Origin of the sequence: Burkholderia metallica (genome assembly GCF_902832845.1) — a bacterium.
Taxonomy (GTDB): domain Bacteria; phylum Pseudomonadota; class Gammaproteobacteria; order Burkholderiales; family Burkholderiaceae; genus Burkholderia; species Burkholderia metallica.
This window is the reverse complement of the sequence record NZ_CADFDB010000001.1, coordinates 468,498-483,140: the sequence shown is the minus strand read 5'-3', so window position 1 is coordinate 483,140 and position 14,643 is coordinate 468,498. Positions and strand designations below refer to the sequence as shown.

The following is a 14,643-nucleotide window of genomic DNA, read 5'->3' as shown; positions in this document are numbered from 1 at the left end:
TCAATCGAGACGGAGCCGGGATTCCGCATAGGCGTACATCGGACGCCACAGCAGACGGTTGAACAGGGTAACGAACAGGGACATCACGGCGATGCCGAGGATGATCTTCGGAAAATCGCCGGCGGCGGTGGTCTGCGCGATATACGCGCCGAGGCCATGCGCCTCGATCCGGGTAGTGCCCCACTGCACCGCTTCCGACACGATGCTCGCGTTCCACGCGCCGCCCGACGCGGTGATCGCACCCGTCACGTAGTACGGGAAGATGCCCGGCAGGATCGCCTGGCGCCACCACTGCCAGCCGCGGATGCGGAAATTCTTCGTCGCTTCCTTGTAGTCGTTCGGATAGGACATCGCGCCGGCAATCACGTTGAACAGGATGTACCACTGCGTGCCGAGCACGATCAGCGGCGACAGCCAGATGTCCGCGTTCAGGTGGAAGTGGACGATCACGATCACGAACACCGGGAACAGCAGGTTCGCCGGGAACGCGGCAAGGAATTGCGCGAGCGGCTGGATCTTCTCGGCCAGCGCCGGGCGCAGCCCGATCAGCACGCCGAGCGGTACCCACACCACCGACGCGATCGCGATCAGCACGACCACGCGCAGCAGCGTGACGAGCCCGAGCACGAGCACGTGGCCGACCTCGGCCATCGTCACGCCGGTCGCGACGAAGCTGACGACGCGCCACACGACGTACACGGTCATCAGGATCACGAACGTACCCCACACGATGTCGCCGATGCGCGACGAGCCGCGCGACGACGCGCCGCGCGCACGCTTGCCCTTCGTCGACGGCACGCGCAGCGGAATCCGCGCGGCCTGCGACAGCAGCCAGCCGGCCGGCACGAGCAGCTGATGAATCAGGTGCGTGCGGCGCATCATGTCGAGCAGCCACGATTGCGGCGCGTCGCCCGACGCGGTGTTTTCCATCCGGAACTTGTCGGCCCACGCGACGAGCGGACGGAACAGGAACTGGTCGTACGCGAGGATCACGACCGACATCGCGACGATCACCCAGCCAACCGCGCCGAGGTTCTTCTCCGAGATCGCCTGCGCGAGATACGCGCCGATGCCCGGCAGCGTGATGGTCTGGTTGCCGACGGTGATCGCTTCCGATGCGACGACGAAGAACCAGCCGCCCGACATCGACATCATCATGTTCCAGATCAGGCCAGGCATCGAGAACGGCACTTCGAGCTTCCAGAAGCGCTGCCACGACGTCAGGTGGAAGCCGCGCGACACTTCGCTCAGGTCGCGCGGCACGGTGCGCAGCGACTGGTAGAAGCTGAACGTCATGTTCCACGCCTGGCTGGTGAAGATCGCGAAGATCGCGGCCAGCTCCGCACCGAGCACGCGGCCCGGAAACAGCGCGAGGAAGAACGTGACGGTAAACGAGATGTAGCCGAGCACGGGCACCGACTGCAGGATGTCGAGGATCGGGATCAGCACCATGCCCGCGCGGCGGCTTTTCGCGGCGAGCGTGCCGTAGACCAGCGTGAACGCAAGCGAGGCAACCATCGCGGCGAGCATCCGCAGCGTGGTGCGCAACGCGTATTCGGGCAGGTTCGACGGGTCGAGCGAGATCTTCTGCGTCTGCAGCACGCCGATCGGCGCCATCGTCTGATGGAAACCGACGATCGCCATCGCGAGCAGGCAGATGATCAGCGGAAACGCGACGGCATCCCAGCGGTTGGGCAGCACGCGCCACGCCGAAGCGTTCGCGGTGCGGTTCGGATCGAAACTGATATCCATCGGTAGCGTCTTGTGTTGAATGGAAAATCGATGGGACCGGCCGCGCGTCGCACGGCCGGACGTCGCGCCCCCGGCGCAGGTCAGAACAGTCCGTGCAGCGCCCAGTACAGGGCGGCCGACAGCGCGATCGACGCAGGCAGCGTGAGCACCCATGCGAGCACGAGGTTGCGCACCGTATCCCAGCGCAGGCCCGCGCCGCTCGCCGTCATCGTGCCGGCCACGCCCGACGCGAGCACGTGCGTCGTCGACACCGGCAGCCCGTATGCGTCGGCCATCCCGATCGTCAGCATCGCGACGGCTTCGGCCGATGCGCCCTGCCCGTACGTCAGGTGCGACTTGCCGATCTTCTCGCCGACCGTCACGACGATCCGCTTCCACCCGACCATCGTGCCGAGGCCGAGCGCGATCGCGACGGCCACCTTCACCCACGTCGGAATGAATTTCGTCGCGTGGTCCATCTGCTTCTTGAACGCTTCGAGCGCGCTCGCGTCCTCGACCGAGAACGCCGGCGCCTTCGCCTTCTTCATCAGCCGGATCGCCTCGGATGCGACGTACATGTTGTTGCGCACGTTGTCGACGAGGTTCTGCGGCACGCTCGAAATGCCGCCGGCCTGCGCGACCTGGTCGGCGATCGTGTCGGTGAGCTTGCCGAGCGCGGGAATCGTCGCGGGCGTCAGCCTGTGCGTGCGCACGTACGCCTCGACGTCGGCGCGCGCGTCGGCCGAGCGCGCGGCCGGGTCCGGGTCCGCGTACTTGACGAGCGTCGTCGACGCATGGCGCGCGACCGCGACGAACGTGCTGGTCTGGTCGGGCGTCACGGCCTTGTTCAGCGCGTACGCGGTCGGCATCACGCCGATCAGGATCAGCATGATCAGCCCCATGCCCTTCTGCCCGTCGTTCGAGCCGTGCGCGAACGACACGCCCGTGCAGGTCAGGATCAGCAGCAGGCGGATCCAGAACGGCGGCGGCTGGTTGCCCTTCGGCTCCTGGTACAGCGCCGGTACGCGCACGACGGCCTTCAGGAGCAGCAGCACGAGCGCGGACAGCACGAAGCCGATCAGCGGCGAGAACAGCAGCGCCTTGCCGACGCCGAGCGCCTGGTTCCAGTCGACGCCGCTCGTGCCCGACGGGCCGCTGACGATCTGGTTCATCAGCCCGACGCCGATGATCGAGCCGACGAGCGTGTGCGAACTCGACGACGGCAGTCCGAAATACCAGGTCGCGAGGTTCCACGTGACGGCCGCGATCAGCAGCGAGAACACCATCGCGAAGCCCGACCCGCTGCCGACCTGCAGGATCAGTTCGACAGGCAGCAACTGCAGGATGCCGAACGCGACGGCGCCGCTCGACACGAGTACGCCGAACAGGTTCCAGAGGCCCGACCAGACGACCGCGAGGTGCGGGTCGAGCGAATGCGTGTAGATGACGGTCGCGACCGCGTTCGCGGTGTCGTGGAAGCCGTTGACGAACTCGAAGCCGAGCGCGATCAGCAGCGCGACGATCAGCAACAGGAACGGGAGGGCCGAACTTTCCTTGACGGGGCTGAGGTCCGCACTGAGATGGATGCCGACGTAGACGATGCCGCAGGCAATGATCAGAAAAAACAGCGCGAAGCTGAGGGTGCGCGTGCGACGACCGACCGCGCCGCGGGTTTCCGTTGCCGCGAGATTCGGCATGAAGGGGCTCCGGAGAGGTGACTCGGAGTCGCAGGCTATCGATCGGTCGTGACGCAAATGTGACGTGTCACTTACAGGACATTGACAGGTCATCTTCCTGGCATCCCGGACCGCCGCGCCAGCCGCGAACACGGGCGTTCGACGTTGTCACGCGCGGGAATAAATTCGCCGCCTCGCCGGTATGGCACGCGAAGGCGCCGGTTTATTCCAGGACGATCCGGCCGTCCGGTTTCGTCATACGAATGCGAGGCTCACATGTCTTCATCGCTTCCCCCCAACCCGTCGCGTCGCAAGGCGCTGCAGTGCATGGCCTTCGGCGGCCTCGGCACGCTGTTCACGCTGTCGGGCGGCATCCTCACGCCGTTCGACCTCGCGCTCGCGCAGGCCGGCGACGCGCTCCCGGCCAACGCAGGCCGCCCGCTGTTCGTGCAGATCAGCGATACGCACATCGGCTTCAACAAGGATGCCAATCCCGACGTGTCGGCCACGCTGAAGCAGACGATCGATCTCGTCAACGGCATGCCGTCGATGCCCGCACTGGCCATCCATACGGGCGACATCACGCACCTGTCCAAGCCCGAGGAATTCGACCACGCGTCGCAGCTGCTGTCCGCGCTGCGCGTGCCGGAACTGCATACGGTGCCCGGCGAGCACGACGTCACCGATGGTTCGGGTGCCGAATATTTCGGCCGGTTCGGCAAGGCGTCCGACAACCGCGGGTATTACAGCTTCGATCACGCGGGCGTGCACTTCATCGGCCTCGTCAACGTGATGCACTTCAAGCCGAACGGGCTCGGCAGCTTCGGCGACGACCAGCTCGCGTGGCTCGCGCAGGATCTGAAGGGCCGCTCGTCGAGCACGCCGATCGTCGTGTTCTCGCACATGCCGATGTGGACCATCTACGAACCGTGGGGCTGGGGCACCGGCGACGCGCCGCAGACGATGGCGCTGCTGCGCCGCTTCGGCTCGGTCACCGTGCTGAACGGGCACATCCACCAGATCGTGTCGAAGGTCGAGGGCAACGTGACGTTCCACACCGCGCGCTCCACCGCGTTCCCGCAGCCGACGGCCGGCAACGGCCCGGGCCCCGTGCCGCTCACCGTGCCGCGCGACCGGCTGCCGTCGATGCTCGGCGTGACGACCGTCGAATTCGCGGGCCATCCGGTCGCGTCGTCGCTGCACGACACGACGCTCGCCTGACGCACCGAACCGCAAGGAGACCGACATGAACCGCTTCATGCCATCCCGCCTCGTCGCGGCACTGATCCTGTGCGCCGCCGCCCCGCTCGCCGCGTTCGCGCAGGGCCCGGACGGCTCGCTCGTGACGATCCGCAATTTCATGTTTTCGCCGATGTCGACCACGATCAAGGCCGGCACGACGATCACGTGGAAGAACCTCGACGCCGAGCCGCATACGGTCGTCAACGACGCCGGCATCTTTCATTCGAAAGCGCTCGACCAGGACGAGACGTACTCGTTCCGCTTCGACAAGCCGGGCGTCTACAAGGTGTTCTGCGGCATTCACCCGTACATGAAGGAGACCATCACGGTCGAATGACGCGGCGCGTGGCGGCTAAAACGATGCGCGTTGCCGCACGCACCCTGCCGCGAACGCACTTGAGGGTCGGAATCGACTGGCAGGGAAGCCCACCGCAGCCGCCCGCTTCACTGGATGCGGCCCCTCGCCGCCGATCGCCTAAACTGAATCGAACCGTTCGGATCAGACCCATCGTCACATACGCAGCGAGGCAAGCCATGACCGCGAGCCAGCCGGCACGCATGGACCTTCCCGGGCAAGTCGTGCTCGTGCTCCAGGGCGGCGGCGCACTGGGCGCATTCCAGCTCGGCGTCTTTCAGGCGATGGACGAAGCCGGCATCCGCCCCGACTGGGTGGTCGGCACGTCGATCGGCGCGATCAACGCGGCGCTGATCGCGGGAAACCCGCCCGAGCAGCGCTACGAGAAACTGTCGGCATTCTGGCGCCGCGTGACCGAACGAACCCGTTTCGACACCGGATCGCTGCTGCCCGGCTGGAACCGGACGCTGGCCGAGCTGATGATCGTCGGAGGCGGCATCTCGGGATTCTTCCAGCCCAATCCGGCATCGTGGCTCGGGCCGATGGTCCGCCTCGGCGTCGATCGCGCGTCGTATTACCGGATCGCGCCGCTGCGCGACACGCTTGCGTCGCTGATCGATCCCGACCTGCTGAACGCGGGCCGCCCGCGCCTGACCGTCAGCGCGGTCAATGCGTGCACGGGCACGATGCGCTATTTCGATTCGCGCGATACGCGGCTGGAACTCGAGCACATCATGAGCTCGGGCGCGTTGCCGCCCGCGTTCCCGGCGATACGGATCGACGGCGCACCGTACTGGGATGGCGGCGTGTATTCGAACACGCCGGTCGAGGTCGTGCTCGACGACAATCCGCGCCGCAGCTCGATCATCTTCTCCGTCCAGATGTGGAATCCGGCGGGCCCCGAACCCCAGAGCATCTGGGAGGTGTCGGAGCGGCAGAAGGACATCCAGTATGCAAGCCGCACCGACAGCCACATCGCGCGCCAGCAGCAGATTCACCGGCTGCGCCACGTGATCCGCGAACTGGCCCGGCACGTGCCGGAATCGGAGCGCGCATCGCCGGCCGTGCGCCGGCTCGCCGCGTGGGGATGCGAAACCACGATGCATCTGATCAAGCTCGCGGCGCCGCGACTCGCCGACGACAATCAGTTCAAGGACATCGATTTCACGCCCACCGGCATCGCGGCCCGCCGGCAGGCCGGCTACGAGGCCGCGCAACGGGCCATCGCCGCACGTCCGTGGGACACGCCGACGGACCCGACGGAAGGGCTGACGGTATTCGACGCCAGCGGGCCGCCCATCGCGGAAGGCCCGGCGTGATACTCGGCGCCGCAACCGCTTGTCGATCGCATCGGTACGATCACGCGCGGCCGACCTGACGACGGGCGTCGGCCTGCGCCGCTCGGCTTACGGCGATTCCGCGCGCATGCCCGGCGCGGTGCCGGCGATGACCGGACACGATGACGGCAATGCCTGACCGAACAGCACGGCCAACCCGCAGGCGGACGTGAACATGCCGAGCTCGTCGTGCCCGACGCCCGGCACTTCGACGACCCGCTGGGCGAGATCGGCCGGGTGCCGCTTCTTCAGGTAGTCGAAATACGCGAGCCCGCGTGCGAGCCGGTACGGGCCTTGCGCCATCGCAGCGCACGAACGGTCGATGAAGTGCGTGTAAGGGTTCGTGTCGGTCTGGCCGAGCAGGTACACGACATGACGCGCCACGTAGCGCGCTTCGAGATCGCGCACGTCCTGCGACGCGACGTAGGGCGGCGCCGACTTCAGCCCGTATTTCCACTGCGTCGCGCGCGGGCAGGTGCCGCCCGCGATTGCATCGGCGTTCGGCCGTTCGTCGTCGAAATACAGGTAGCTCGACGGATTCGCGACCACATAGCGCACGGCGATGCCGGCCCGCACCAGTGCATCGCCTTCGTGTCCGGCCACCGCATAGCGCTGCAGCAACTGCGCGCCGGCGGAATGGCCGATCACGACCACGCTCGACAGCGCGGGATACAGGCTGCGGTCGGCGAAATGCGCGAGCAACGCGTCGAGCGCGGTGAACGAACTGATCGGCGCCGGCTGCCGGGCCGCGTCGCCGCCCTTCCACCCCTCCTGCGTCCATGCCAGCGTTTGCGCGGGCAGCGAGAACGCACGCGTATCGGCGCGCGTCAGGAACTGCGGCGCGACGACCATCGTGCCCTTGCCGGCCGAGCCGGCCTTCTCGACGACCTCGAGCCCCGATGCGTAGTACGCGTCGGCATTGCGAAGCGTACCGTGAATCACGACGAAGACCCGTTCGACATCAGGCGCGGCCCGGTCGAGCGGACGATCGGCGTAGACGGGCAGCACCGCGCTGCCCTGCGGCGTATCGACGGCCACGCGCTGGCCGGCGACGGCCTTGACGGGCGCCTCGAGACGTTCGCGCTGCGTGAGCGCGGCGGCTTCGGCCGCACGCGTGCGGAGCGGCACGCCGAGCACGGCAGCGACGGCCGCGAGCGCGAGGACGTATGACAGGGTTCGGGTAGCCGGCCGCATGCGCGAGAACCGGAAGCTGGCGAAGGCGACGGAAATGGTTGGCATGGTGACGGGTCGAGTGAAGAGGCGGGTACGACTTGAACGGCAATGGTCGCAGAATCCGTCGCGCGCTGCCGGGTGGCTGCGGTCAGCGGTTCAGGCGAGCTGATTCTGCATCGCTTCGGCTGGCCGCGCATGCCGGCGTCACTGCGAGTCGAACGTCGGGATGCCCGGCAAGCCCGCCGGCCCCGATCCGGCCGATGACGGCATGCGCCGCACCGGTCGCGACGTCGACCGGCGCCCGATTGCGCGTCCGACGCTCGCATGCCGACATGACGCAACGGCGCCCTCTTTCAATTACAAATTCGAAATATTTAAAGAAAAAATCAGAATAAATTATTTATCCCACATCAAACTTCAAAAAATCATCACATACAATACAACCGTCGATCCGGATCATTAAAGCATCACCAGGTCGGCATCCCGTTTCAATTATCGACATTGTTTCAACAATAGATAAGGAGAAACAATCATGGCTCAAGTTACGCTATGGGGTAGCGTCCAGGGTAACGGTACGGTGGTCGACGGCTCGGGCGGATTCACCGTGAAGCGTGAAAGCACGGGCACGTATCAGCTCTCGTTCAGCACCGCCTTCACCAAGACACCGGCCATTGTCGGGTCGCAATGGGGTTACGGCGGCGGGCAAAATACGCTCGACAACGTGATCTTCCCGGCCCTTTCCGGCAGCGGCGCCACGATTCAAACCGGTGACTCATATGGTAAATACAGCGACCGGAATTTCAGCTTCGTCGTTATCGGATCGATCAGCTGATATTCGACCGATTCTGCATTTACGCGAAAAACGGAAATGAATGAAGATACTGTTTATTGAATCCTGAGCGAAATGCAGACCCATGGGTTTGTCCTCCAGACGAACCCGGGATGTCGGGATGAGGTACGCGCAATCACCCATTCGCGGACACCGATTCCCGGCATCCCTCATCTGACAATCTGGCCGCCGGTGGGCCGATCGCGCAGGTCGGGAAGCAAGCCGTCGGGATCGTCGACAGGCCCGGCGCGCCCGGGATCGCCATGCGGTCGAACGTCAGCCCCACGCTTCGCGCGGATCGCGCTGCATCGCTCGCACGATCGCATCCAGTTCACCGAGATGCGCGGTCACCGCCCGCTTGCCCGCGCGTGCCCATCCGTCGGACGACGTCATCCCGCTCACCGCGCCGACGAACGCCACGCCGGCACGCTCGACCGCCTGCGCATCCACCGCGTGGTCGCCCACGTAGACAGCCGCCCGGGCCGGCACGCCAAGCCGCGCCAGCGCCAGCACGAGCCCTTCCGAATCGGGCTTGTGATGCTGCACGTCTTCGCCGCCGATCACCACGTCGACGAGCGATTGCAATTCGTTAAGCGCCAGGATCGCGTCGATCCGGTAGCGAAACTTCGACGACACGATCGCGACCGCGAGCCCCTGCTCGCGCAGACGCGCGAGCAGCGACGGAACCTCGGGATAGATACGCGTGCCGGCCACCATGATCTCGTCGGCGCGCGCCACGAAGTGACGCGCGAACGCATCGACCCGTGCCGGTTCGGTCTCGCCCGTCAGCGAAACGCACATCTCGTGCAGCGGCAGCCCGATCACCGCACCGATCTGCGCCGGCGTCGCGCCGGCGGCATCCAGCCGGTGCAACGCGTATTGCGTGCATGCGACGATCGCGGCGGACGAATCCGCCAGCGTCAGATCGAAATCGAAGATGACGGCCCGTACAGTCATGAAAGCACTCCGCGAACATAAGTCGGCTCGCGCACGATGCGCGAACCCGGCATTGACGGTGCGATGCGCCTCCGCGCGCCGATCGATCAGCGATCCCGGCCGGATTGCTCGCGATCGGCCGCGTCGAACCCGTCCGGGTCGCGCCTCGCCCATTGTTTGGCCCACCCCAGCAACGGCTGCAGTGCCGCCTCCAGCCGCCGGCCTTCGGCGGTCATGCAGTACCCGCCCTCGCCATGCTCGACGAGACCCGACGCCTTGAGCTCGGCGAGCCGCGTGTTGAGCAGGCGCGCATTCGTTTCGCAGGCTTCCTGCAACGCACGGAATGTGAGCGGCTCGCCGCGTAGTTCCCACAGGATGCGCAGCGTCGTGCGTCGCCCGAGCAGATCCAGCACGACCATGATCGGTCGTCCCGTTTTCGATCCGCGCACGCGTTGTCCGATTCGGGGTGCAGTCATGCTGTACTTTTTAAAGCAAGCATCGTGTGACGTCAACGAATCGATGCGGTATCGAACGGATGCTGCGCGGCAATGCGGATGTTTTTTCTTTTCTTGCTTTATTTTTTAAAGCACGAGACCTGCGCTACCGGCTTGACCCATCGGCGAATGCGGGCGTTGACATGCCCCCAAGCCAACCTGAGTCAGTCAGGATCTAGTGGAATTCGTTTTCGGAGAAGAAGACGAACGTCGAGAAGCGCCTCACGGGAGAGCAAATCATCGGGTTTCTGAAGGAAGCCGGGGGCGGTATGCCGGTAAAGGAGCCATGCAGGAAACACGGCTTCAGTGAAGCATCGTTCCATACCTGGCGCGCGAAGTTTGGCGGTACGGAGGTGTCGGAGGCTCGCCGACTGAAGGATCTTGAGACGGAGAACGCGTGGCTGAAGATACTGCCGGCCGAAGCGATGCTCGATATGGAAGCGCTGAAATCGTGTCGTTCTGACGTGCCTGAATGTTCCCGGCCGCCCATTGGCTGCGGCGGCCGGGTACCCACGTCGTTTACTTCTTCGGCAACGGCGCTGCAAGCGAAGTGACGAGCGACGTCACCGGTGCCAGCAGACCACCACCTGTCGCAGCGCCTCCCCCTTGCGCGGAATTGCTGTTCAGCGAGACCGCCAGTGCCGGGAGCACGCCGGCCACGGATCCGACAGCCGAACCGACCGAATGCACTGCCGCATTGGCAATCGTCGCGCCGCCGGAGACCAGCGCACCGACTGCGTTGGTCGCGCCTGCGGCGGCACCGGATGCCGTCCCGCCGTTGAGCGCGACGCTCAGTGCCGGAAGGACGCCTGCGACCGCGCCCGTCGTGCTGGTCACGGTGTTCGCCAGCGAGCTGGCCACACCCGTCGTGGTCGATGCGAGCGATGCAGCCGCACCGGCTGCGCCGGTGAGGGCGCCGGTTCCGGAGCCGACGATGTTGCCGGCGCCGCTCGATGCCGGTCCGATCAGCGACGTGACGGTCGACGCGATCGGCGAGATCGCCGCCGTGCCACTACCGACGATCCCCGTGACCGCGCCGGACGCTGCACCGAGTGCACCGGTAGCTGCGCCGACCGGCAGCGATCCGCCGAGGTTCCCGACGATGCTCGTGATCGGCGTGATCAGCGCACCGCCGTTTCCTGCGACACCGGTGACGGCGTTGACCACGCCGGTGCCGCTGTTGGCCACCGTACCGACGATGCCACCCAGGCCGCCGATCGTACCGCTGCTGCCACCGACCGTACCCGTCAACGTACCGAGTGCACCGGTTGCCGTGTTGGCTACCGTGCCGACGACACCACCCAGGCCGCCAGTTGCGCCACCGATGCCGCCAACGCTGCCCAGTGCTCCGGTCACCGTGCCGAGTGCTCCCGTTGCCGAGTTAGCCACGGTGCCGACAACGCCACCCAGGCCACCAGTTGCGCCACCAACGCCGCCGACACTGCCCAGTGCACCCGTCACCGTGCCGAGTGCACCGGTTGCCGTGTTGCCTATCGTGCCGACGACTCCACCCAGGCCACCAGTTGCGCCGCCGACGCCGCCAACCCCGCCCAGTGCGCCCGTCACCGTGCCGAGTGCTCCCGTTGCCGTATTGGCCGCCGTCCCGAGTGCACCAGTTGCCGTGTTGCCTACCGTGCCGACGACACCACCCAAACCACCAGCGGCACCACCGACGCCGCCAACGCTACCCAGCGCGCCCGTCACCGTGCCGAGTGCACCGGTCGCCGTGTTGCCCACCGTGCCGACGACTCCACCCAGGCCACCAGCAGCACCGCCGATGCCGCCAACCCCGCCCAGTGCGCCCGTCACCGCTCCAAGCGCCCCGGTTGCCGTGTTGCCCACCGTGCCGAGCGCACCGGTTGCCGAGTTAGCTACCGTCCCGACGACACTACCCAGGCCGCCAGCTGCGCCACCGATGCCGCCAACGCTACCCAGCGCGCCCGTCACCGTGCCAAGTGCACCCGTTGCCGTATTGGCTGCCGTCCCAAGTGCACCGGTTGCCGTGTTAGCCACGGTGCCGACGACACCACCCAAGCCGCCAGCGGCACCACCGACGCCGCCAACGCTGCCCAGCGCACCGGTCACCGTGCCGAGTGCACCGGTTGCCGTGTTAGCCACGGTGCCGACGACACCACCCAAGCCGCCAGCGGCACCACCGACGCCGCCAACGCTGCCCAGCGCACCGGTCACCGTGCCGAGTGCACCGGTAGCCGAGTTAGCCACCGTCCCGACGACACTACCCAGGCCGCCAGTCGCGCCACCGACGCCGCCAACGCTGCCCAGTGCACCCGTCACCGTACCGAGCGCACCCGTTGCCGTGTTGCCCACGGTCCCGACGACACCACCCAAGCCACCAGCGGCACCACCGACGCCGCCGACACTGCCCAGCGCGCCCGTCACCGTGCCAAGTGCACCCGTTGCCGTATTGGCCGCCGTCCCAAGTGCACCGGTTGCCGTGTTAGCCACGGTGCCGACAACGCCACCCAAGCCACCAGCGGCACCACCGACGCCGCCAACGCTGCCCAGTGCACCGGTCACGGTGCCGAGTGCACCCGTTGCCGTGTTGCCCACCGTGCCGACGACTCCACCCAGGCCGCCAGCTGCGCCACCGACGCCGCCAACCCCACCCAGTGCACCGGTCACCGTGCCGAGCGCACCCGCAGCCGTGTTAGCTACCGTGCCGACGACGCCACCCAGGCCACCAGTTGCACCACCGACGCCGCCAACCCCGCCCAGTGCCCCGGTCACCGTGCCGAGCGCACCCGTAGCCGTGTTAGCTACCGTGCCGACGACACCACCCAGGCCGCCAGTCGCGCCACCGACGACGCCAACGCTGCCCAGCGCACCCGTCACCGTGCCGAGTGCTCCCGTTGCCGTGCTACCTACCGTGCCGACGACTCCACCCAGGCCACCAGTTGCGCCACCGACGCCGCCGACGCCGCCCAGCGCGCCAGTCACCGTGCCAATGACTCCACCGAGACCACCGGCCGGATTGCCATTGCCGCCGACACCACCCAATGCGCCCGTCACCGTACCGACCGCGCCGTTTGCCGCGTTGGTCACCGTACCGACAACACTACCCAGGCCACCAGCCGGATTGCCGTCGCCACCCAGGGCTCCCGTCACCGTGCCAATCACACCTCCAAGACCGCTGGTCAGCCCCCCACTACCACCGAGGCCGCCCAATGCACCGGTTACGGTACCGACCGCACCGTTTGCCGCGTTGCCAACCGTGCCGACGACGCCACCCAGGCCACCCGTCGCGCCACCGCTCCCGCCGATGCCACCCAACGCACCGGTCACCGTCCCAACCACGCCACCGAGACCACCGGCCGCACCGCCGCTGCCGCCGACGCCACCCAGCGCGCCAGTCACCGCACCAACCGCGCCGGTTGCCGCATTGCCCACTGTCCCGACGACGCCGCCCAGGCCGCCCGTCGCGCCACCGCTCCCGCCAATGCCACCCAGCGCACCCGTCACCGTCCCAACGACTCCGCCAAGACCACCGGTCGGATCACCGCTGCCACCGACACCACCCAACGCACCCGTCACAGTGCCGAGCGCGCCGGTTGCCGCGTTACCCACTGTCCCGACGACGCCACCCAGGCCACCCGTCGCGCCACCGCTCCCATCAATGCCACCCAGCGCACCAGTCACCGTCCCAACGACTCCGCCGAGACCACCGGTCGCACCGCTGCTGCCGCCGACGCCACCTAACGCGCCAGTCACTGCACCGACCGCGCCAGTTGCCGCGTTACCCACTGTCCCGACGACACCACCCAGGCCGCCCGTCGCGCCACCGCTCCCGCCGATGCCACCCAGCGCACCCGTCACCGTGCCAATCACACCTCCAAGACCACCGATCGGATCACCGCTGCCGCCAACACCACCCAACGCGCCAGTCACGGCACCCACCGCGCCAGTTGCCGCATTGCCCACTGTCCCGACGACGCCACCCAGGCCACCCGTCGCGCCGCCGCTCCCGCCGATGCCACCCAGCGCACCCGTCACCGTGCCAATCACACCTCCAAGACCACCGATCGGATCACCGCTGCCACCGACGCCACCCAACGCGCCAGTCACTGCACCGACCGCGCCAGTTGCCGCATTGCCCACCGTGCCGACGACGCCACCCAGGCCGCCCGTCGCGCCGCCGCTCCCGCCGATGCCACCCAGTGCACCCGTCACCGTCCCAACCACGCCGCCGAGACCACTGATCGGATCACCGCTGCCGCCAACACCACCCAACGCGCCAGTCACGGCACCCACCGCGCCAGTTGCCGCGTTACCCACCGTCCCGACGACACCACCCAGGCCGCCGGTCGCACCGCCACTACCGCCGACACCGCCCAGCGCACCGGTGACGGTACCGATCACCCCCCCGAGTCCGCCCGCCGCACCGCCGGTTCCACCGTTCCCGCCGATGCCACCCAACGCCCCGGTCACCGTACCGGCCACATCCGCGACCGGCTCGAGCAATCCGCTATTGATATTGATGGCCGCGCCTGCCGCACCCGCCGCCCCGATCGAGATACCGCCGGCATTCGTCGGGCCGCCGACCGACACCACCCCGTTCCCCCATCCCGCCACGGCGCCGACGAGCCCCCCCGGCGCCGGCGATCTGCCTCCGATGATCAAGCCGTCGGTGTTGCTGAGACTTCCCGGCACGGCAGTCACTACCCCCGCCTGGGACGCCGTGGCGGCCACGCTGAACAAAGCCGCGACCGACAAGGCGATGCCTGTCAACTTCATGTTCATTTTCGTTTTCATGAATTACCCCATTTCGGTTGGACAACCGCGGAACAGCTCGAGCGATCACGCCTGGACCTGCCGCCCGAAGGCGACGTAAATCGTGTGCGGATTGCTCGAT

Annotated in this window: 11 protein-coding genes and 1 pseudogene; 6 read left to right on the top strand and 6 right to left on the bottom strand. The window is 67.2% G+C overall.

Translation table 11 applies throughout. The annotated features are described in order from the left end of the window. Window positions 1–1,752, bottom strand: coding sequence for an ABC transporter permease (locus tag HWX08_RS02110; RefSeq protein ID WP_174920654.1), 1,752 nt, complete (start codon window positions 1,750–1,752; stop codon window positions 1–3). Window positions 1,753–1,832: 80 nt separating this feature from the next. Beyond that, the gene (locus HWX08_RS02105) at window positions 1,833–3,428 is read right to left on the bottom strand and encodes an inorganic phosphate transporter (protein ID WP_174920653.1); all 1,596 of its coding nucleotides are present in this window, start codon (window positions 3,426–3,428) and stop codon (window positions 1,833–1,835) included. Between the two features lie 255 nt (window positions 3,429–3,683). Between HWX08_RS02105 and HWX08_RS02100 the strand changes: the two genes are divergently transcribed. The 3 genes from HWX08_RS02100 to HWX08_RS02090 all read left to right on the top strand — a co-directional run bounded on the left by HWX08_RS02100 (window position 3,684) and on the right by HWX08_RS02090 (window position 6,323). Continuing rightward, the gene (locus tag HWX08_RS02100; RefSeq protein ID WP_107309674.1) at window positions 3,684–4,628 is read left to right on the top strand and encodes a metallophosphoesterase family protein; all 945 of its coding nucleotides are present in this window, start codon (window positions 3,684–3,686) and stop codon (window positions 4,626–4,628) included. Window positions 4,629–4,653: 25 nt separating this feature from the next. Further along, window positions 4,654–4,986, top strand: coding sequence for a cupredoxin domain-containing protein (locus tag HWX08_RS02095; protein ID WP_174920652.1), 333 nt, complete (start codon window positions 4,654–4,656; stop codon window positions 4,984–4,986). Between the two features lie 197 nt (window positions 4,987–5,183). After that, the gene (locus tag HWX08_RS02090; RefSeq protein ID WP_174920651.1) at window positions 5,184–6,323 is read left to right on the top strand and encodes a patatin-like phospholipase family protein; all 1,140 of its coding nucleotides are present in this window, start codon (window positions 5,184–5,186) and stop codon (window positions 6,321–6,323) included. Between the two features lie 87 nt (window positions 6,324–6,410). On the opposite strand, the gene HWX08_RS02085 is transcribed toward HWX08_RS02090, so the two are convergent. After that, a complete protein-coding gene (locus tag HWX08_RS02085; RefSeq protein ID WP_174920650.1) occupies window positions 6,411–7,580 on the bottom strand; it encodes an alpha/beta fold hydrolase in 1,170 nt (389 codons plus the stop codon). A gap of 160 nt (window positions 7,581–7,740) precedes the next feature. On the opposite strand from HWX08_RS02085, the gene HWX08_RS02080 reads away from it, so the two are divergent. Continuing rightward, window positions 7,741–7,977, top strand: coding sequence for a hypothetical protein (locus HWX08_RS02080; RefSeq protein WP_157126874.1), 237 nt, complete (start codon window positions 7,741–7,743; stop codon window positions 7,975–7,977). Window positions 7,978–8,046: 69 nt separating this feature from the next. Beyond that, window positions 8,047–8,346, top strand: a complete 300-nt coding sequence (locus HWX08_RS02075) for a hypothetical protein (protein ID WP_226242178.1) — start codon at window positions 8,047–8,049, stop codon at window positions 8,344–8,346. 273 nt (window positions 8,347–8,619) lie between these two features. Here the strand turns inward: HWX08_RS02075 and HWX08_RS02070 are convergent, their stop codons facing one another. Together HWX08_RS02070 and HWX08_RS02065 are read right to left on the bottom strand one after the other, a co-directional pair. Continuing rightward, entirely contained in the window at window positions 8,620–9,300 is a 681-nt protein-coding gene (locus HWX08_RS02070) for an HAD family hydrolase (RefSeq protein ID WP_174920649.1), read from the bottom strand. Between the two features lie 86 nt (window positions 9,301–9,386). Then, window positions 9,387–9,698 carry a winged helix-turn-helix transcriptional regulator gene (locus HWX08_RS02065; RefSeq protein WP_244122671.1) on the bottom strand — a complete coding sequence of 104 codons (312 nt, stop codon included), beginning with the start codon at window positions 9,696–9,698 and terminating at the stop codon, window positions 9,387–9,389. Window positions 9,699–9,982: 284 nt separating this feature from the next. Between HWX08_RS02065 and HWX08_RS02060 the strand changes: the two are divergent. Continuing rightward, window positions 9,983–10,222 (top strand): annotated as a pseudogene (locus tag HWX08_RS02060) (transposase); the annotation flags it as partial. A gap of 70 nt (window positions 10,223–10,292) precedes the next feature. Here HWX08_RS02060 and HWX08_RS02055 read toward each other — a convergent pair. Then, complete coding sequence (locus HWX08_RS02055) at window positions 10,293–14,543, bottom strand: beta strand repeat-containing protein (protein ID WP_175806974.1); 4,251 nt, start codon at window positions 14,541–14,543, stop codon at window positions 10,293–10,295. Window positions 14,544–14,643 lie beyond the last annotated feature (100 nt).

Excerpts from the sequence above, each read along its gene's own strand:
- HWX08_RS02085 (WP_174920650.1), bottom strand. The coding sequence starts at position 7,580 with ATGCCAACCATTTCCGTCGCCTTCGCCAGCTTCCGGTTCTCGCGCATG.
- HWX08_RS02095 (WP_174920652.1), top strand. The coding sequence starts at position 4,654 with ATGAACCGCTTCATGCCATCCCGCCTCGTCGCGGCACTGATCCTGTGC.
- HWX08_RS02065 (WP_244122671.1), bottom strand. The coding sequence starts at position 9,698 with ATGGTCGTGCTGGATCTGCTCGGGCGACGCACGACGCTGCGCATCCTG.
- HWX08_RS02055 (WP_175806974.1), bottom strand. The coding sequence starts at position 14,543 with ATGAAAACGAAAATGAACATGAAGTTGACAGGCATCGCCTTGTCGGTC.
- HWX08_RS02075 (WP_226242178.1), top strand. The coding sequence starts at position 8,047 with ATGGCTCAAGTTACGCTATGGGGTAGCGTCCAGGGTAACGGTACGGTG.
- HWX08_RS02070 (WP_174920649.1), bottom strand. The coding sequence starts at position 9,300 with ATGACTGTACGGGCCGTCATCTTCGATTTCGATCTGACGCTGGCGGAT.
- HWX08_RS02080 (WP_157126874.1), top strand. The coding sequence starts at position 7,741 with ATGCCCGGCAAGCCCGCCGGCCCCGATCCGGCCGATGACGGCATGCGC.
- HWX08_RS02100 (WP_107309674.1), top strand. The coding sequence starts at position 3,684 with ATGTCTTCATCGCTTCCCCCCAACCCGTCGCGTCGCAAGGCGCTGCAG.
- HWX08_RS02110 (WP_174920654.1), bottom strand. The coding sequence starts at position 1,752 with ATGGATATCAGTTTCGATCCGAACCGCACCGCGAACGCTTCGGCGTGG.
- HWX08_RS02105 (WP_174920653.1), bottom strand. The coding sequence starts at position 3,428 with ATGCCGAATCTCGCGGCAACGGAAACCCGCGGCGCGGTCGGTCGTCGC.
- HWX08_RS02090 (WP_174920651.1), top strand. The coding sequence starts at position 5,184 with ATGACCGCGAGCCAGCCGGCACGCATGGACCTTCCCGGGCAAGTCGTG.